The sequence below is a fragment of the Teredinibacter franksiae genome, from assembly GCF_014218805.1.
Lineage (GTDB): Bacteria > Pseudomonadota > Gammaproteobacteria > Pseudomonadales > Cellvibrionaceae > Teredinibacter > Teredinibacter franksiae.
In genome coordinates this window covers 416,502-435,613 of sequence record NZ_JACJUV010000001.1, presented here as the reverse complement: position 1 = coordinate 435,613, position 19,112 = coordinate 416,502, and the positions used below count along the sequence as shown (strand labels likewise).

Below are 19,112 nucleotides of genomic sequence, written 5' to 3'. Positions count from 1 at the left end.
TAAACGCGTGCTTTTATTCTAATGCATTCAGTGACTTCTGTGGGCCGCTATCTGCCCCAGTGAAATGGTTAAAGGCTTAACGATTTGGTTTTGTCGTATGTGGGCTTTTAGCAGGCGGGGAATAAACCTATCGTTCTGTGAATGCAAGTACCATATAACCAGTAATTCTAGTGCGGGTAGCGGTATTGTTGGCTCCAGCCCTCAAAACCGGATGGATATCGCACACTTGCGTGTTTTATATTCAAATCTATTGGCTTTGAACTAGACTTTAGGGCACCTCCGTTAATTGATTTTGTTTTCTACACGGCTTGGCAAGCCTCAGTGTAAGCCGGTCTGCGAAGCGGAAGGAGGTTGCCTTCCCTAGAAGATCAGCGTTGCAGTGATGTTTGCCAGACTGCGTTCTTCGGGCCTTTGCCTTGAGCATAAGTCGAACGCAAAGCCAGAGGCCAAGTATAATTGATAGAGGTGCCCTTTACGGGCAAAAACGGAAATTCGACAGGTGGAAGAGAATGGATTATCTGAACGTGGAAATCGGCGCACCTGTATTACTGGTTTGCCGCGATGGTGATTTCCTAAAGGAGCTGCATGGCCGGTTGACTCTGGCAGGATACAGCAATTTGCATCTGGCTAGGTCGGCTAAGGCCGCTCTGGAGGTTATTCGCACGAATAACATTAGTATGCTGGTCGCTTTTCTTGATATGGGTGAGATCGACGGCTGGCGTATGACACGCCTAATTCGCGGGGGTGCCTTAGAGTGCTTACCGAGTATTCCTATTCTGCTACTGACCGAGGTTTGGTGTCAGCGTATCGCCGAAATTACCGCACGGGAATACGGGGTGAACCGCATTCTCTCAATTACAGAACTTGATTCGCTAGAAGGTGAAGTGGGGCGCTGTTTAGCGGGTCAGTATGAGCCAGGCCGAAAATCAAAATTGTTGGTTATTGAGGATGCGCCAGACACAGCCGATCTGGTGAAGAGGGTGATGGAGCGGCAATATAAAGTCGAAATCGTCAATAACGGTGAGGATGGTATTCGCCGCTGGCAGGAGTCACGTCACCAATTGATCCTTTTGGATTTCATGTTGCCAAACAAATGCGGAAAAGAAATTGCGAAGGAAATACTAGAGGAGGAACCCCATCAAGCGATCGTGATGATGACAGCTCACTCTAGCAGCGAACTCGCGGAAGAAATGGTATTGCTGGGTGTTACCGACTTTTTACCAAAACCGTTTCGCACGGAGCAGCTGCGGAAAGTGTGCGAGCTAGCGACTAAGCGTGAAGATTTTATGGAGAGTAACCGCCAATTTGAAAAGCAGGTTTTATCTCTGGAAGAAAGTCGTTCGGACTACAAAAAAATATCGGATAAACACCAGCAATTGTTGCATAACTTACAAACAGTGGTGATGGAACTCGACGATGGTTTGGAAATACGGTATCTGAATTACCCATGGAACGTTCTTATGGGGTACTCCATTGAGGAGTCTCTTGGTAAGAACCTGAAAGCATATTTAACAACTGAAAGTCAGAATACCTACCCTGAACTGGAGGAGAAGCTACTGGCTGTATTAAACGGCCGTGAGGATTCTTGCGAGCCAGAATTGTGTCTAAAAGACAAGGATGGGCAGCGGTTGTGGGCAAAAATGCGGGTTCGTCGTTCTTTGGTAGACGAGGTGCCTACGCTAACGGTGTGCCTCGATAATATTACCAAGCATAAGGTTGCTCAGAAACAACTTGAATACATTGCCATGCACGATTCCCTTACCGGTTTGTTTAACCGACGCTATTTTGAGGAATCACTTAAACAGCTCTATGCCGATGCTCTACGTAACAAGCGCAGTCACGCCATTGTGTATATAGACCTCGATCACTTCAAAATCATTAATGACTCCTTTGGTCATCGTGAAGGTGATGAAGTGCTTCGCCAGATTTCAGCGGCGATGAGCCGACGGGTACGTGCTACTGACTTGCTTTGCCGTCTTGGAGGTGATGAATTTGCGATACTTGTTCATAGCATTGACGAAGAAGGCGTAACGGATATTGCGCTTGATTTACAAAAAATAATTAACGATTACACCTACGAAGCTGAAGGGCATAGGGTAAATTTGGGGTGTAGTATTGGTTTGAGTATTGTCGATGGCTTGGCAGGCTGCGCAGAAGAGTACCTGATGCAAGCCGATATTGCCCTCTACGCGGCAAAGGCGCGGGGGCGGAATGTTGTCCACTGTTATAACCCCGAAGACAATGATTCTGACCGATTACGTAGTCGAATAAATTGGGCGCAGCAAGTGCGCGCAGCCATAACGGAAGACCGTATAATACTGCATTTTCAACCGGTACAAGATGTGCAATTAGGAGAGGTGGCTTACTACGAAGCCTTAGTGCGTATAAGGAAGGCCGATGGCTCGCTGATATATCCCGGTAGTTTTATTCCTGCACTAGAGAAAACGGGAGAAATGCATTTGTTGGATCGCTGGATTATTAAGTTGGCGATTGAACAGTTGAGACAGAACCCGGTACTGAAGCGTATTGCGATCAACCTTTCGGCCTACGCATTTAACGACGAAAATCTTGTGCCAGTTATCCATGAGGCATTAACGACTTGCGGGGTAGACCCTTCTGCACTCACTTTTGAACTTACCGAAAGTGCGAGCTTATTTAATTTAAATGTTACAAAACATGTGATAGAAGAGCTGCATGCCATTGGTTGTAGTTTTGCTGTGGACGACTTTGGTTCTGGTTTTAGTAGTTTTGCCTATTTAAAAGAACTGCCGGCCGATTACATTAAGTTAGATGGTTCGTTTATTCGAAGACTTCATGTTGATGATGTTGATAAAGCGTTGGTGCGTTCGCTTATTCAAGTTGTGAAAGCGCTTGGTAAAAAAGCTGTGGCAGAATATGTTGAGAATGCCGAAATTTTAGCAATTCTTAATGAATATGGTGTGGACTACGTACAGGGGTATTATATAGGTCATCCGATGCCGGTAGAGGATGTGAGGGAGTTCTCTGCTGCCTTAGCGCAAGACCTGCAGTCTAGGGTTAAGTGTTAGCAGGCCACGGCATTGGATACTACGCTACGGATCGCGGATTTAATGGCTTCGCGAGTAACGGGTTTGGCTAGAAAACCGGTTGCGCCTAATTCCAGGCAACGGTTTTTTTCGTCAATGACTGAGGCCACAAATATAGGGGTATGACTTAGGGGTGGCATTTTTCTGATGGTCCTAAGAAATTCCATACCGTTCATGTCCGGTAGTAACAGGTCTAGCACAATGACATCAGGTATGATTTTCTTGGCAATAATTAAGCCCTCTCCGCCGGTCTCGGACGACAATACTGTGTAATTTTCGCTTTTAAGCGTGCGCGTCATAATGTTGATAAATTCTTTATCGTCATCTACCAGTAGTATTGTAATGCCACCAGCATTGCTTGCGGGTTTATCCAGTTTAACAGCGATTTCCTTTTTTCCTGTTGGTGCGGGCTCGTGCAGGTCAGGCTCTCCAGTACTGTGTTGAATTGGAAGTGGAATGGAAACCGTAAAAGTGGAGCCCATATTCAGTTCACTGGAGACGCTTATCTTGCCCCCCATTAATTCACAAAACTGTTTTGAGATAGCTAAGCCTAGGCCGCTTCCCTGGTGTTGGCGTGTTTCAGAGCTGTCGGCTTGCTGGAATCGTTCGAATACATGCGGTATTTGTTCAGGTTTTATACCAGACCCTGTGTCTTGGACCGAAATATAAATTTGATTTTTTCGGTGCTCTGATACAATTTTAACGACGCCAGTATTAGTAAATTTACAGGCATTGCTAAGTAAATTAAGAATAATATGAAGAAGCTTTTCCTCGTCGGCAACAGGGAAGTTGTCGCCGTTATCAGTTACGACCGCTAAAGCAAGTTGTTTTTCGTCACACTGAGGTCGTACATTGGCTATTGCGTCGGAGGTTATAGATTCGAGGTTAACTTGCGATAAACTCAGTGTCATACGCCCGGCCTCTATTTTAGCAAGATCGAGCACGCCATTAATTAACCTTAGCAGGCGTTCACTATTACTAATAACCCGATTTAAGTCGCTTGTATATTGTTCCAAGCCTTCCATGCGTAGCTCTTCTATTACCACGTCTGCATAGCCAATTATGGCTTGTAAAGGCGTACGTAATTCGTGGCTCATGAGTGACAGAAATTCGCTCTTGGCTCGATTGGCCTCTTCGGCTTTGGCTTTAGCAATTGCGAGTTTGTCGCGGGCAATTTGTAGGTCGTGGCTATGGGCCTCTAGGCGCTCGGCATCTCGCCGTTTATTGGTGTAGGCCCAAATGGTAACAGCCACCAGGACAACGCCCAGTAATACAAGCGCTATAAGATTGTTGAGTACAACCCCTTGGGTAGCAATACGGTCATCTAATTCGATGATGCGCGATTTTTGCTTAATCAGCGTATCGTTAAGCTCATTTAGCTGTGTTTCACGGTTGGCGATTTTGGCGCTGATATCATCGAGTAAAAATTGACGGCTATTAAGCTGTCGTGTTTGCTCAATAACCTCAGATTCTAGCTCTTGCCTTGCTATATCTGTTTGGTGCAATGTTGCTTTATGCTCATTAATTAATGAACGTTGTTTAAGGATCAATTGCTGACTTTTTTGGATGTCGGACTGTATCTTTGTGAGGGTTGTGTTCAGCGTATCATTTTCTGTTTTTAACGCACGTACCCCTTTTTCCATGTTGCTAAGCTTTTCTTCGCGAATACGCAATTTCTGTTGGATCTTTACTAGCGAAGCTTGGCCTTCCCTAAAAAGTTGGGCAACGTCAATTTCCGATCCGCCATTTAAAATGATTTCGGGTTTTACATCCAAGCCTTGGACAATCATATTGGCTTTGTTGACCTCAAAGCGGATGTGGTTATCGTCCGTGGATATAAGGTTAATCATCACCAACTGGCGGTTGCGATAATTGTTGGTTACCAGCAAAATTGGCCGAGAGCTAAGTTCATCATTCAGTTCTTCTACCAAGGTATTGTTTTCTTCTTCTATGAGCAAAATCTGAATACCGTTGAGAGAATTGATGGAGTGAATATCCCTTACTTTAAGTGGCAGGCCCCTGAGTATCGCGGAGCGGAAGTGTGCCCTCAGCTGGCCAGTTAATTGGGTGTTGGTAGGGCGATATACGCCCACGGTAATCGCGTCAAGCGAACCTTCGTTTGGCCAGGTAACATTTTTGGAAAAGTTGTACAGGTACGAGGCGGTAATTTCGTCGTGGCTAAATACTTGGGTAATAGCCGACTGCGCCCACACCGCCCACACCAGAAGTGGGAAGAAACAAAATAGCCTTAATGTGGATAGCGTAAACTTCACCATAGGCATCACTGGCCGTTTGGGGGCATGAGGAATGAGTGAATTCAATCGGTTGGTTACTCCATTCTAGACACTCATCGTGTATTTTGTGTTGCTTTTGGTGAAGAATGTTCGGCTTTTGATGCCCGAAAGATGATCTTGACGAATACCGCTATTTGCGACCATTATCGACTGGCTCAGGTTTTTAGCCTTGGCAGCGTAATTGGCCTGTGCGCGTTGTTTTGTGTGCCAAAAGCTTGCTAGGTAACACGGCCAGGCGATTGTGGTGAGGGAAGTTGAAAGCGAGGCTGTCTCGTCACTATTGCCGTCACTATCGCTGCCACTATCGCCATAAGCACCCCTGGCTACTCTGAACATAAATGTGAGCCGCAGCGAGTGTTGATTGATGAAACGCATTGAACTGCTGGTGCGGTGGCGGCAATATGGCATGCGGGCTTTTTGCGGGCACCGCTATTAATGGCTTTTGGTTTTGTGTGGGTTTCGCGCGCAAGCCAAAATTTACAGCCTGTGGGTGGGCTGGCGAAAAATTTTAGCGCTGTGTATGAATCGCACACAAAGCTTCGAAGTACACAAAGTCCGGAAGGACAGGCAGACGCTAAATTTAATTATTAGAGGTGCCCTTAAGCGGGTACTCAACAGTATCCTCAACTACAGAGCGTATTAGCCGGCACTGAATAGAGAGCGGGTATCCACTCAAACGGAAAGAATAAAAAGAGGCAAACATGAAATTGGAATCTTTGGCTTTACATCATGGGTATAAATCGGAATCTACTACCAAGGCTGCGGCCGTTCCCATTTACCAAACAACATCCTATACCTTTGACGACACCCAGCACGGTGCCGATCTATTCGATTTAAAAGTACAGGGGAATATCTACACCCGTATTATGAACCCCACCACCGCGGTGTTAGAGCAACGTATCGCAGCGATGGAGGGCGGTATTGGAGCGCTAGCTGTAGCCTCTGGCATGGCAGCTATAACCTATGCCATACAGTGCTTGTGTGAAACCGGGGACAATATAGTCAGTACCAGTCAGCTGTATGGTGGCACTTACAACTTGTTTGCCCATACGTTTCCGCGTCAAGGCATTGAGGCGAGAATGGTTTCTCACGATGATTTTGAAGGCTTTGACAATGCCATTGATGAAAAAACCAAAGCGGTTTTTTGTGAATCTATTGGTAATCCTGCGGGGAACATTGTCGACATTACCCGTTTGGCGGCTATAGCGCATAAGCATGGCGTTCCGCTAATCGTAGACAACACCGTGGCAACGCCTTACTTATGCCGTCCGTTTGAGCTGGGTGCTGATATTGTGGTGCATTCATTGACCAAATATATAGGTGGCCACGGTACGTCTATTGGCGGTGTTATTGTGGATTCCGGTAAATTCGACTGGGTGGCGAATAAAACCCGGTTTGCCGTTATGAACGAGCCAGACCCTTCTTATCATGGTGTGGTTTACACCGAAGCACTGGGTGAAGCGGCTTATATTGGGCGATGCCGGGTGGTGCCGTTACGCAATACAGGTGCGGCGATTTCCCCCATGAATGCTTTTCAAATCATGCAGGGTTTGGAAACATTGGGTTTGCGCATGGATCGTCACTGTGAAAATGCCGAGAAACTTGCGCATTTTTTGCAACAGCATGAAAAAGTAGAATGGGTAAATTATGCCGCATTGCCCTCTAGCCCATTCCATAAAACCTGTCAGACAATAACTAACGGTAAGGCGTCTGGTATATTGAGTTTCGGCATAGCTGGCGGCGCGGCTGCAGGCGCGCGGTTTATTGATGCGTTGGAAATGGTTTTACGCTTGGTGAATATTGGTGATGCCAAATCGTTAGCGTGTCATCCGGCATCGACCACCCACAGGCAATTGAATGCAGAGGAGCTTGCCGCCGCGGGTGTAAGTGAAGACCTTGTTCGAATATCAGTGGGTATTGAACATATCGACGATATTATTGCGGATGTAACCCAGGCACTGGAGCAAGCTTGACAGGCAAGCGGTTAGCGCATTACAGCCAAAAAACGCCGTGCTTAGTGTTGTTTTATTTAAGGCAAGGGTGGAGCCTTTTTAAAACATCTAAAATTTTAAGGCCAGGGCTTCAGATGTATAAGTAGGCGGAGTACACGCTATCGTTGCTGTGCTTTTGTAAAAGGAAAAAAGGCCGCCCCAAATTTTTGGGCGCGGCCAGTACTGCGGTCAGGCAGAAATGTTACATCTAATGAGGGAGAAAATTAAAAACGTATACCGGCATTTACACCTAAAGTATCGGTAAAATCAGTGTTGGAATAATAGGCGCCTACATAAATGGCTTCGCTGAAGAAGTGCTTACCGTTAATTGTCGTTTCGCTTAGGTCAACGCCATCTATTCCTGTTACATCATCGTATTCAATACCAATGCTGGTGGCCGGTGAAAAGTAGTAATCAACGCCGGCATTGTAGAAGGTAGAGCCGTCGCTATCGGTAATGCCGCCGTGCAGCCCTAATGCGGTGCCCCCGGATAGTTGAGCGACATATTTAACATCAATGTTTGGTTCGTAACCGCCTTCATCGGCGATAGATGTTGTCAGTAGCAGCCCGTCGATTGGCATGTAGCCAACGGTGCCTATCAGGGCGTCTCCGTCGAGCCCATCACCGTCTATTTTTACGAAGTCCAGCGCAGTGTAAAAATTGGTATTAGCGATATACCACTCTGCACCAATGTTGGAGATTGTTGCATCGTCGTTATCGTTTGTGGTGTGAGCAATGCCGCCGTTGACGTTTGAGGCACGGTTTAAAAAAGCCGCTTCAGCCAGAGGCATGTTGTCCGTTTCTACTGGTTTAAAGTATACCGTACCGTTGAGCGTGTAGGTGTTAGCACTGTCTGCGCCGTTTATATCAATATCGGTTTTAGCCAAGCCGCCTTCAATTTCTGCGTTGTAGCTTTCAGCCATTGCGGTAGAGGTTAATGCCATGGTTACGGCTAAGCCCAAAATATGTTTCTTCATGAGATGACTCCATCGGTTTGTAAAAAATAATAAATATTTAAAAGTGGTTTCTTGTTTTTCTGGGGCTAGTTTGTTGCTTTGTAAATGAATCAAAGCTGAATAAGCTGAACATATTCGTTATCGTTCAATTTATGGTCAGGTTGTTTGGTTTGGATGCTGGGCAGAGCGCAATAGTGGCGAATGAGGGAGCGTTAGTGAGGAGTTGATGTGAGGGTGGGTAATGCACGCCATAAGGGTAACGCGGCTAAATGATTGCTGAATGTTTACTGTGGCAGGGCAAAGATTTTTGGGTTTTTGTGTGTTTGCGATAAGCGTTTGTTAGGAATATGAATTTTATGCGTGTAAATACTGTAATCAAATAGCGCGATTGCGGAAGTTTGCTATCTTTATTAAGGCGACATTTGGTTTTCAGTTAGAACAATTTATGATAAAAACTCTTGTTTCGATATTAGTTTCGTCGGTGGTGTGTTTGAGTTTCAGTATTAGTGCCGAGACTCAGGTCATTCATCCCAAGCTTCAGTTGCAGACCGATCGTTACATGGTGGGCCTGATGAAGATAGCTTTGGCGCATTTCCCCGGGGAGTACAGCTTCTCCGAATATGATGAACTGCTCACACGAGCTAGGTTGGCTGAATTGGTGAAGGATGGCCAAATAAGTGTGCTGTGGACAGGCTCCTCCAAGCACAATGATGCCATTTTGGCGCCCGTTCATATTCCAGCCTACAAAGGGTTAATGGGGCATAGGGTATTTATCATCCGTCAGGGCGATCAAGGGCGGTTCGATTCGGTTCGTTCTTTGGCAGATTTACAGCGCATAACACTGGGTCAGGGGCGCTCTTGGAGTGACACCAAAATTTTGCAGAACGCGGGCTTTACCGTTGTTACGTCCAACAAAGCTGAAGGGTTGTTTTATATGCTGGATGGAGCACGATTTGACGGTTTTCCTCGCGGGGTACACGAACCATGGGCCGAAGTTGCCAACCACCCAAATCTACAGCTTACCGTAGAGCGAAATTTGGTACTGAAATACGTTATGCCCTATTATTTTTATATCTCGAAGGGTAATTTGCAGTTGGTTCGCGATCTGACAACAGGGTTGGAGAAGTCGATTACTGATGGTAGTTTTGACAGGCATTTTTACGGTGATGTTGATGTGAAAATGGCACTGGAAAAGTCTGATTTAAAAAACCGTACGATCTTTTCCATTTCAAACCCCAATGTATCCAATGATATTCCGGTGGATAAACCTGAGCTTTGGCTGGACTTTTCTGAATAGAAGCGCATAGATACGAAAACGCCCGAGTTATTCGGGCGTTTTTTGGCATTTGTGTCGGCTTAAAAATCCGGCAGCTCGTCTAGCGTTATGACCCGTTCGTGATTGTAAACATGGGTTTTATGGGCGTTGGTGTTGTAGTACTCGCCTGTCCAAAAGTTATCTTCTGCCGTAACCCCTGCGGTATCACCACCATCATTCCAAACCATAAAATATAACCACCAGGCACCGTCGGCTTGCATGGCATCGGGGTCTGGAATGTTGCTGTTTTCACTCAGTGCAACCAGCTTGGTTTGGAAGGGCTGGTTGAGCGTGACATTGTATGTGTGTATCTGAGAGTCGTAGCTTCTTGGGTCGTCGTAGATATCGTGGCTGACGATATCGACGTAGCTATCGCCGGGATACCAAGCCGCGTTTTGGCCGTTCCACACCCAGATTAGGTTGTTTAAACCATGGTGAGTGGTAAGGCGGTCGAACATATATTGCCACAATAGAATTTGTGCGTGAGCGGCGGGCACGCTGTCTGAGCGTTGCTTGCCCCACCAAAACCAGCCACCGTTGGCTTCGTGGAGGGGGCGCCATAATACGCTAACACCTGCACTTTCTAGTTTTTGCAGTTCACCGGCGACCATGTCGATATCGGCAACCATTTTGGTGAAGTTGGCGTTGCTGGTGTCTAGCTGGGCATTAGCGATAGGGATTTCAAAGTCTGTACCGTTGTCTTTGGCATCTTTGGTGTAGAACTGCTCCGTGGCATCGGAAGGGTCGCGCCAGTGCCAGTTAAATGTAACTAGGCCTCCGCGATTCCAGTGGGCTATGGCTTCGTCCGTTTGACCCTGACCATCATATTTACCAATGGTGAAGTTCATGTAGTCAAAGCCCATAATCGCCGGCGCTTTGCCTGTGTCATCCAATACCCGTTGGTACATGTCGGTAGAGTCTCGCCACGTGTTATCCATAATGCCCGATAACATTTTACTGCCCCATACGGATTTCAAGTAGGTGTAAACCGCTTGGGCGGTGGTGTCTGCGTTGGGGTTAACCAGGCTGCTCGATATTGCCGTTTGGGTTTTGCTGGCGGCGCCAGGACAAAGGCTGGTAGAGATACAGTAACGACTGTTCTCAAACCCCCAGCCTTGGTTGTCGGTGTCGCAGTAAGGGGTACTGGCATTACCGATCAGGCAGTTGGGTCGGCTGGCCACACCAGGGTCGGAGGACGAGTTAAAGTAAACACAGCTGGCCTGGTTTTCCCAGCCCCAACCGTCGGTGTCACTGGGGTTTGGAATTCGACAGTAGGGTGTAGTGTTGGTGGCCGCATTTGGAATGGTGGCCGTCGATACACTGCTGGAGCTAGAACTCATCGACGAAAGGTTGGAGGAGCTACTGGAGCTCTCAGAGGAAACGCTGGAGGAGCTACTGGAGCTTTCCGAGAAAACGCTGAAGGACGATGAGCTTGAGCGGCTGCTGGGGTTTTCGTTGGAACCACCACTGGAACCGCCACCACAGGCACTAATAAAAAGGGCACACGCCAAAGCGGCTATTGCATTGTGTATTTTCATTCTAGGCATCACTAATTATCAACTTCGGGTCAAAATAGTTGATGTAACGGGTTACATCAACCTCTTATATGTAAGTGTTTGTCTTCAGTGGTCCAGCGGCCAGATCAGGTTGACGGCTAAAAGGGTAGCATGGGGTGGAGGGATAAATCGTTAATTAGGCTTTACCGAGATGCACCGTAGGTCGCTAGAATGCTCCCTGAGTGATGATAGCGCCAGTTATTGTCGATCACCGAGGAAACCTCCAAGCCCGGAAGCACACCGCTGGTTAGAAAGCTTGTGGGTTTGATTACCGCCGTACATTGTGAGGGATCATCTTAAAGAGCATCGCTATCGAGAGATGCTTCTTTAGCGTTTGGCTGACTGCTCACATTCGTGGCTGCGATTTGCTATGATGCCCCTATGTTTACACGATCGACCACAATTGTGCTTATCCTATGGTTACTTTGCCAGCAAGCGCTGGCGGCTGTAGAGATGTTGCCGGTTGGGCCAGCGGATCAACAACAATACTCCAGCTCTCAGGGGCTGCCTGCCTCAACACACTGCCACGACGAATACCAAACCGAGCAAACGGCTGAGATACAAAACGATGCGTTGGAAAGCGCGGAGTGTTGTGATAGCGGCGGTAGTTGCTGTGTTTTGGGTTGCAGTTTTGCGCTGCTTGCGTCGGTGTTTTCCCCACAGTTTTATACCCTTAGTATAGATGGCTGCGGTTCCAATACTACGCCTTCACGTGAGTGCCTTTCCTCTTTGTATCGCCCACCCATCCAAGCTTAACGCAATATCCGTGCGCCCGTTATTCGGGTTTCGTTTAGTGTTCAGTTCTGGAGAATTTTTGTGAAAAGCCTATTCAATCGTTTCTCGACGATTTTTGTTAGCCTTGCCTGTGGCCTTGCCATTGGCTACCTCCTATTTCAATCACCGATGGAATTAAGTTCTTCCCTCGAAAAAGACAAAATACCGCTTTATTGGGTGGCGCCGATGGACGCTAACTTTCGTCGCGACAAACCGGGGAAATCCCCCATGGGGATGGATTTAGTACCTGTGTACGAAACGGTGGGAGGGCCGGGTGAAGTTGTTATTTCACCCGAGGTGGTTAACAACCTGGGAGTGCGTACGGTTACGGTACTAAACACAAATTTGCAGCCGCAAATTAAAACAGTGGGCTATGTGCAGTACGACCAAGACAAATTGGTACATATACATCCACGCGTAGAGGGGTGGGTAGAAAAGCTTTATATCAAAACATCGGGTGATCCGGTGCAAAAAAATCAGCCATTATACGACCTCTATTCACCCGAGCTGGTGAATGCCCAAGAGGAATATCTATTGGCACTTAACCGCAATAACAGTCAATTTATACAGTCGGCGCAATTGCGTTTGAAGGCCTTGCACATTCCCGATGCCGTTGTAACGCATATAAACAAAACGCGCAAAGTTAAGCAGACAGTAACATTCTATGCTCCCCAAGCGGGGTATAGCGATAACTTGAAGATTCGCGAAGGCTTTTATGTAACGCCTGGCACCACGTTAATGTCGATAGCCAATTTGGAAAATGTATGGGTGGAAGCGGAAATTTTTGAACGCCAGGCTGCGCAGGTAAAAGTGGGGCTTGCGGTAACCATGACATTGGATTACCTCCCGGGACGTGAATGGGTGGGTGCCGTTGACTACGTTTACCCGGCGCTCAACCCACAGAACCGTACCGTGCGCGTTCGATTGCGTTTCGATAACGCGGAAAAAATTCTTAAACCGAATATGTTTGCTCAGGTGATAATTCATGCCGAAAGCAATGATATGAAACTGGTCGTGCCCAACGAAGCGGTTATTCGAACCGGTGCTCAAAATCGTGTAGTACTGGCATTGGAACAGGGTAGGTTTAAATCTATTGCGGTAAAGCTAGGCGCTTCTGATAATGTCCACACGCAGGTATTGGAAGGCTTGCAGCAGGGAGATGTAATTGTTAGCTCGGCGCAGTTTTTACTGGATTCTGAATCCAGTAAAACCTCAGATTTTATGCGCATGCAAAGCCATACAGAAAAACCGGCTTCAGTGTGGGTGGAAGCTCGAATTGAGGAGGTGATGGTAGACATGGGGATGGTGAAGCTTACCCATCAACCCATTGAAGAGTGGGACTGGCCGGTAATGACCATGATGTTTCCCGTAAACGACAGCGTAGATATAGGCAAACTAAAAGAGGGCCTAACACTGCATGTCGAAATTAGCGAAACTGACGATACCTGGGTGTTAAGTGGAATCCATTCTATGGAGGAAATGAAGCATGATTGAAGCTGTCATTCGTTGGAGTGTTCGCAACCGTGTCCTTATCTTATTGGCGACGGCGGTTTTAATTTTTGGCGGCATCGCTGCGGTCAAAAATACGCCAGTTGATGCAATTCCGGATTTGTCAGACGTTCAAGTCATTATTAAAACCCGCTACCCCGGTCAGGCACCGCAAGTTGTTGAAGATCAGGTAACCTACCCGTTAACCACCGCAATGTTGTCAGTACCGGGTGCTGAAACGGTACGCGGTTATTCATTCTTTGGCGACTCTTATGTTTATGTGATTTTTAACGAGAGCACCGATTTATATTGGGCGCGAACGCGAGTGTTGGAATATTTAAGTCAGGTAGCCCCTTCGCTACCAGAGGCTGCACGTTCACAGTTGGGGCCAGATGCAACGGGCGTGGGCTGGGTTTATTTATATGCATTGGTGGATAAAACCGGGAAGCATGACATTAGTCAGTTACGCAGCCTGCAAGATTGGTTTTTAAAGTACGAATTACAAACGGTACCGGGCGTTTCGGAGGTGGCTTCGATTGGCGGCATGATGAAACAGTATCAAGTAACGGTTAACCCGGAAAAACTACGTGCTTTTGGAATACCGCTGGCACATATTCAAAATGCCATAAAAAACGCTAATCAGGAAGTAGGGGCTTCGGTTGTGGAGATGGCCGAAGCCGAATATATGGTACGGGCATCTGGCTATATTCAAAACGAGAAGGATCTGGAGGTGGTTCCCCTTGGCGTGAACGAGCAGGGTACGCCACTATTACTGAAAGATGTAGCCTCTATTGGAACGGGCCCGCAAATGCGTAGAGGCATAGCCGAGCTGAACGGTGAAGGCGAAACCGTTGGCGGGGTGGTGGTTATGCGTTATGGGGAAAATGCTCAAGCCACACTTAAAGGCGTAAAGGCTAGGCTGGCGTCGCTTAAAAAAAGCCTGCCGGAAGGCGTGGAATTAGTAACGGTTTACGATCGCTCGGGTTTAATTGAAAGCGCAATAGAAAACCTGTGGCACAAGTTGGTGGAAGAACTGGCAATGGTCGCACTGGTATGCGCTTTATTTCTCTTTCACTTGCGCTCATCTTTGGTGGCCATTATCAGTTTACCTGTGGGTGTTCTGGCGGCCTTTATTGTGATGTACTTTCAGGGACTAAACGCTAACATCATGTCATTGGGGGGCATAGCCATTGCCATTGGTGCGATGATTGATGGGGCAATAGTGCTGATCGAAAATATGCATAAGCATATGGAACGCACGCCATTAAATGATAAAAACCGCTGGAAAATTGTGGCTGACTCCGCCGTCGAGGTAGGCCCAGCGCTTTTTTTCAGCCTGCTTATTATTACCGTAAGTTTTTTACCGGTATTTACATTAGAGGCGCAAGAAGGGCGAATGTTCTCACCGCTAGCCTTCACAAAAACCTACGCCATGGGCGCAGCCGCAATATTGGCCATAACCTTGGTGCCGGTACTCATGGGCTATTTTATTCGTGGTGGTGTTAAAAGTGAAAAACAAAACCCGGTAAATCGTACACTGGTTAATGTGTACCGGCCAATGCTCAACAAAGTTTTAGCGTACCCCAAAACAACGCTGTTTATGGCCTTGCTGTTTTTGGTGAGTAGTGTATTTCCGCTGCAACGCATTGGTAGCGAATTTATGCCGCCATTGGATGAAGGTGACTTGATGTACATGCCAACTACGCATCCGGGGTTATCCATTGGTAAAGCGCGCGAACTCCTACAGCAAACGAATAAGTTAATACGTACAGTGCCAGAAGTTAAAACAGTTTTTGGGAAAATTGGCCGCGCAGACACCGCCACCGACCCGGCACCACTCACTATGATAGAAACATTTATTCAGTTACAGCCTCGTGAACTGTGGCGAGAGGGCATGACCACTGAAAAACTTAAAAAGGAACTCGATGCACGGGTAAAGCTGCCAGGGCTGACTAATGCCTGGGTGATGCCCATTAAAACGCGTATTGATATGTTGGCGACCGGCGTAAAAACACCCGTGGGCATAAAAATAGCGGGGCCAGATCTTGCTGTAATTGAACAGTTGGGCATGCAAGTTGAACAAATACTTGAGCAAGAGCCGGGAACCGCATCGGTTTATTCCGAGCGTGTAGCCGGAGGCCGCTACATTAATGTGAACATTAACAGGGAAAAAGCCGCGCGTTTTGGCCTTAATATTACCGATGTTCAGCAGGTTATATCGTCGGCGATTGGGGGTGTTAATGTTACCCAGACGGTAGAGGGGTTGGAACGATATCCGGTGAATATCCGTTACCCCCAGAGTTACCGCGACACACCAGAACAGATTAAGCTTCTACCAATAGTCACGCCCAATGGGCAGCGTATTGCATTAGCTGATGTGGCGAGCATAAACATCTCCGATGGCCCTGCGGGTATAAAAAGCGAAAACGCTCGAACAAATGGCTGGGTGTATGTGGATATTGACGGAATAGATGTAGGTAACTATGTTGCAAATGCGAAAGTATCGGTAGACCAGCAGCTTTCATTGCCACCGGGTTATTCCATTGCTTGGGCTGGGCAGTATGAATATATGGAGCGCGCCAAAGAAAAGTTAACCTTTGTTGTACCGCTTACCCTGCTAGTTATTGTTGTGCTCTTGTTCCTTAATTTTCGCAGAGCAACCCCAGTCATTATATTAATGGCATCGTTACCATTGGCATTGGTGGGCAGTGCGTGGTTCATGTATTGGTTAGATTTCGATTTCTCCATTGCTGTGGCGGTTGGAGGCATTGCGCTTGCGGGGGTGGCAGTAGAAACCGGCGTGATAATGCTGGTGTATTTGGACCAAGCATGGGAGCAGTATTTGTTAGAGGAAAATAAATCTCAAGAAAACCTACTTTTTGCTATAGCACAAGGTGCGGGGCTGCGGGTAAGGCCGGTGGTAATGACCGCCAGCGCCACCATTGTTGGTTTACTGCCCATATTATTGGGTACGGGCACCGGCTCGGAAGTAATGAGCAGGCTTGCAGCCCCAATGGTTGGCGGCATGGTTACCTCGGTGTTACTGACACTGTTCGTATTGCCGGTGGTTTACTTATTGTGGCGACAAAAAAAAGGAGGTAACGCTGTCTAGCAGCGTACAAAGCCCGGCATACAATAAAAGCCGGGCTTGCGAGCTATTACTTGAGCTATTAGTTGGTGTCATCATTTAATGCAGGTTTTTTAACCGTATGGTTAATTCTGTCTAAGGCGCCCATGGCAAATGCCGAGGCAACAAATGTTAGGTGAATAATGACGTACCATTTGAGTTTTTCATTATCCACCTCTTGAATATCCATGAACTTCTTTAATAAATGAATAGAGGATATTGCAACAATAGAAGCCGCTATTTTAGCTTTAAGCGACGAAGAATCCATTTTGCCCAGCCATGCGAGCTTTTCTTCTTCGCCATCCAGGTTTATTTGGCTAACAAAGTTTTCGTAGCCGCTCATCATAACCATTACGAGCAAGCCGCCGACCATGGCGATATCGATAAGCGATAGTACCAGCAAGATCATATCCGCTTCTTTCATGTCCCAGGCGTGGAACAGCAGGTGAATAACCTCCTGAAAAAACTTAACCGCCAGCGCCAAAACCGCCAAACTCAAACCAAGGTAAATGGGTGCTAGTACCCAGCGTGAGCGGTACATTAAGCGTTCAAAAATCTTTTCCATAGGGTCTCCGAAATGGTTCCTCGTTTTTTCAGCGCGAAGGATATTGGTAAAGGTGGGGGTTTATCAATAGGCGAGGGTGGATTATTGCGTTTAGCGTAGATTGATGAGTGGTTTACCACCCATAAATTGTCTTTTGTGGCTGTAGGTTAAGTTATTCGCTGCTCGGGCTTCTAGTGAAAACACTAATCCGACGTCGGTGATGTCATTGTTTTCATGAGGCAATTCGACGGGCTGGCGCGGCTAACATGCTACTGCAGTAGAGGGTTTAAGCTAGGCTCTAAGTGGCCGCAAACTGCGGTAATCGCCTGCGGACTATTTTTAGACCAAATGCAGTACACCATAAAGGGGTGATAGTGCCGGGAATAGCAGCGGGGATGAATAAAATGGGGTATGGGCAGTAACTAACCTGCGACAGGATGCATATTTAGAGCGCAAACGCGGCCGTGTATTGTTTAGTATTGATAAGCAATTCCGACGAAGGCTTTGCTGTGATTTGACCCAGCATATAAAATAACCTTTTCAGGCCCCTTATTAATTGCTTTTGGCCTCTGGCTTTGTGTGCGGTTCGTGCGCAAAAAAATGGTGGCCAGGCGAAAAATTTTAACGCCGTGCATGAACTGCACACAAAGCCCCCAAGGGCGTTGCCTGGCAAACCTTATTGCAGCCTTGGCCTGCTTGGAAAGCCAGCCAGTCTTACGCTGCGCAGTCCTCCTTGCACTAAGGCCTGCCTGGTCACGCAGAGCCAAATTCAATTGATAGCGGTGCCCTTACTATTGGTTGAGGTGCCCAACACTGCGCGCATAGTGGCGCCAATAGTGGCGCGTATCGAGTTTTACTTTGGCCAGCCAATTAGCTGAGGTGTTAGTTAGCGACTATTTTGATAAGGTTAATGTATTCAATGGGTTACAGGTGTTACGTTTCTCGGGGTATATCGGCCCTGAGAGCTGGGTATTCCTGTAATAGCAGGGAGATGTGTACATTTCGGTACCAAGATGGCATCTTTTGGGTTTTTTCGCGTACGTAATGGGGGCTGCGGGGCTGTAGATTCTCTTCGATGCATGTTTGCACATAAACCCGTTCTATATGTATCGCAGGTGCCCTAACGTTATGACTTAATGGACTGAAGTGATATGAGTTTTATTGGATATACTATTACCGCATTTGGATTACTGCTTTTATACAAAAATGAACTTCTACTCGGTTGTTTTGTTTTTGTTGTCGGTGGTTTTTTAGCGAAGAAAATAAAAATCAGCATTCGCAGTGCAGGTGTTGTCATTTTGGTTCTGTCAACGGCCTATGGTTATCACAATAGCTACAGCATTGAAGTACTTTTTGTAATGTTAGTTGGCTTTATCATGGCTTGCGTTAATAGTCGCCGCGTTAAAAATGGTGGTGATTACGATACTGGTTGGGGCTTTGATCTTGATTTTTCCTCCCTAGGTTCTTCAGATTCTGATGGTGGCGGGGATGGTGGTGATTAGCCTGATTTGTCCACTGAAGCGCAGTCATACCGATGAATAAACATAGGTGCCCTTTAGTTTAGGTGGTTTTTTAATGGCGAAAGCTGGATTTATACCTCAGAAAATTAAGCCTTGGATAGAGGCTAGAAAGAAATATCAGTTGTCCCATGCTCAAATACAAATGGCTAGGGAGCTTGGCCTTAATCCCAAAAAATTTGGCAGTATGGCTAATCATAAACAGGAATCATGGAAATCACCTCTTCCGGCCTTTATTGAAGAGTTGTATTTTAAAAATTTTGGTAGGAAGAGCCCTGAAGCTGTTCGTTCACTCGAGCAAATACTAAAAGACAAAGCTGCGAGAAAAACAGCGGGTAAAGAGAGCTTTATAGTTGATGTAAATGGGCAGCATTCATCGGAGTAAGTTTAAGTCGATGGTTCCAAAATTCGGCGTTCGCGCTATAGATTTTAGGCGCGCAAAAAAAACAATCACACAAACATCCACCACAACAGCTGCGTAAATG

13 protein-coding genes are annotated in these 19,112 nt (G+C 46.8%); 8 read left to right on the top strand and 5 right to left on the bottom strand.

Annotated elements, in window-relative coordinates; genetic code table 11:
- The first annotated feature begins 509 nt into the window (after positions 1-509).
- Positions 510-3,047, top strand: coding sequence for an EAL domain-containing protein (locus H5336_RS01830; RefSeq protein ID WP_185230864.1), 2,538 nt, complete (start codon positions 510-512; stop codon positions 3,045-3,047).
- Here H5336_RS01830 and H5336_RS01825 read toward each other — a convergent pair.
- Both H5336_RS01825 and H5336_RS01820 read right to left on the bottom strand, forming a co-directional pair.
- Positions 3,044-5,386 carry a YfiR/HmsC family protein gene (locus H5336_RS01825; RefSeq protein WP_185230862.1) on the bottom strand — a complete coding sequence of 781 codons (2,343 nt, stop codon included), beginning with the start codon at positions 5,384-5,386 and terminating at the stop codon, positions 3,044-3,046. The genes H5336_RS01830 and H5336_RS01825 overlap by 4 nt on opposite strands.
- A gap of 18 nt (positions 5,387-5,404) precedes the next feature.
- Complete coding sequence (locus tag H5336_RS01820) at positions 5,405-5,695, bottom strand: hypothetical protein (protein WP_185230860.1); 291 nt, start codon at positions 5,693-5,695, stop codon at positions 5,405-5,407.
- A 365-nt stretch (positions 5,696-6,060) separates the two neighbouring features.
- On the opposite strand from H5336_RS01820, the gene H5336_RS01815 reads away from it, so the two are divergent.
- Positions 6,061-7,332: an O-acetylhomoserine aminocarboxypropyltransferase/cysteine synthase family protein gene (locus H5336_RS01815; RefSeq protein ID WP_185230858.1), complete on the top strand. Its 1,272-nt coding sequence runs from the start codon at positions 6,061-6,063 to the stop codon at positions 7,330-7,332.
- 242 nt (positions 7,333-7,574) lie between these two features.
- On the opposite strand, the gene H5336_RS01810 is transcribed toward H5336_RS01815, so the two are convergent.
- A complete protein-coding gene (locus H5336_RS01810) occupies positions 7,575-8,327 on the bottom strand; it encodes a putative porin (RefSeq protein WP_185230855.1) in 753 nt (250 codons plus the stop codon).
- A 424-nt stretch (positions 8,328-8,751) separates the two neighbouring features.
- Between H5336_RS01810 and H5336_RS01805 the strand changes: the two genes are divergently transcribed.
- The gene (locus tag H5336_RS01805) at positions 8,752-9,603 is read left to right on the top strand and encodes a transporter substrate-binding domain-containing protein (protein WP_185230853.1); all 852 of its coding nucleotides are present in this window, start codon (positions 8,752-8,754) and stop codon (positions 9,601-9,603) included.
- A 59-nt stretch (positions 9,604-9,662) separates the two neighbouring features.
- Here H5336_RS01805 and H5336_RS01800 read toward each other — a convergent pair whose 3' ends face one another.
- On the bottom strand, positions 9,663-11,159 hold the full coding sequence (locus H5336_RS01800) for a glycosyl hydrolase (RefSeq protein WP_246438998.1): 1,497 nt from the start codon (positions 11,157-11,159) through the stop codon (positions 9,663-9,665).
- A gap of 399 nt (positions 11,160-11,558) precedes the next feature.
- On the opposite strand from H5336_RS01800, the gene H5336_RS01795 reads away from it, so the two are divergent.
- The 3 genes from H5336_RS01795 to H5336_RS01785 are packed head-to-tail and all read left to right on the top strand — an operon-like array spanning position 11,559 to position 16,551.
- On the top strand, positions 11,559-11,933 hold the full coding sequence (locus H5336_RS01795; RefSeq protein ID WP_185230849.1) for a CopL family metal-binding regulatory protein: 375 nt from the start codon (positions 11,559-11,561) through the stop codon (positions 11,931-11,933).
- A gap of 60 nt (positions 11,934-11,993) precedes the next feature.
- Positions 11,994-13,445 (top strand): efflux RND transporter periplasmic adaptor subunit, encoded by a 1,452-nt coding sequence (locus tag H5336_RS01790; protein WP_313555767.1) that lies wholly within the window; start codon positions 11,994-11,996, stop codon positions 13,443-13,445.
- Positions 13,438-16,551 (top strand): efflux RND transporter permease subunit, encoded by a 3,114-nt coding sequence (locus tag H5336_RS01785; RefSeq protein ID WP_185230847.1) that lies wholly within the window; start codon positions 13,438-13,440, stop codon positions 16,549-16,551. The genes H5336_RS01790 and H5336_RS01785 overlap by 8 nt, the downstream gene beginning before the upstream one ends.
- 58 nt (positions 16,552-16,609) lie before the next feature.
- Here H5336_RS01785 and H5336_RS01780 read toward each other — a convergent pair whose 3' ends face one another.
- A complete protein-coding gene (locus tag H5336_RS01780; RefSeq protein ID WP_185230845.1) occupies positions 16,610-17,131 on the bottom strand; it encodes a TIGR00645 family protein in 522 nt (173 codons plus the stop codon).
- 1,130 nt (positions 17,132-18,261) lie between these two features.
- Between H5336_RS01780 and H5336_RS01775 the strand changes: the two genes are divergently transcribed.
- Positions 18,262-18,612 (top strand): hypothetical protein, encoded by a 351-nt coding sequence (locus H5336_RS01775; protein WP_185230843.1) that lies wholly within the window; start codon positions 18,262-18,264, stop codon positions 18,610-18,612.
- Between the two features lie 73 nt (positions 18,613-18,685).
- Positions 18,686-19,012 (top strand): hypothetical protein, encoded by a 327-nt coding sequence (locus H5336_RS01770; RefSeq protein ID WP_185230841.1) that lies wholly within the window; start codon positions 18,686-18,688, stop codon positions 19,010-19,012.
- Positions 19,013-19,112 lie beyond the last annotated feature (100 nt).

Bases quoted from the DNA above. Each gene is read 5' to 3' on its own strand.
- H5336_RS01830 (WP_185230864.1), top strand. From the start codon at position 510: ATGGATTATCTGAACGTGGAAATCGGCGCACCTGTATTACTGGTTTGC.
- H5336_RS01820 (WP_185230860.1), bottom strand. From the start codon at position 5,695: ATGTTCAGAGTAGCCAGGGGTGCTTATGGCGATAGTGGCAGCGATAGT.
- H5336_RS01815 (WP_185230858.1), top strand. From the start codon at position 6,061: ATGAAATTGGAATCTTTGGCTTTACATCATGGGTATAAATCGGAATCT.
- H5336_RS01810 (WP_185230855.1), bottom strand. From the start codon at position 8,327: ATGAAGAAACATATTTTGGGCTTAGCCGTAACCATGGCATTAACCTCT.
- H5336_RS01805 (WP_185230853.1), top strand. From the start codon at position 8,752: ATGATAAAAACTCTTGTTTCGATATTAGTTTCGTCGGTGGTGTGTTTG.
- H5336_RS01800 (WP_246438998.1), bottom strand. From the start codon at position 11,159: ATGAAAATACACAATGCAATAGCCGCTTTGGCGTGTGCCCTTTTTATT.
- H5336_RS01795 (WP_185230849.1), top strand. From the start codon at position 11,559: ATGTTTACACGATCGACCACAATTGTGCTTATCCTATGGTTACTTTGC.
- H5336_RS01785 (WP_185230847.1), top strand. From the start codon at position 13,438: ATGATTGAAGCTGTCATTCGTTGGAGTGTTCGCAACCGTGTCCTTATC.
- H5336_RS01780 (WP_185230845.1), bottom strand. From the start codon at position 17,131: ATGGAAAAGATTTTTGAACGCTTAATGTACCGCTCACGCTGGGTACTA.
- H5336_RS01775 (WP_185230843.1), top strand. From the start codon at position 18,262: ATGAGTTTTATTGGATATACTATTACCGCATTTGGATTACTGCTTTTA.
- H5336_RS01770 (WP_185230841.1), top strand. From the start codon at position 18,686: ATGGCGAAAGCTGGATTTATACCTCAGAAAATTAAGCCTTGGATAGAG.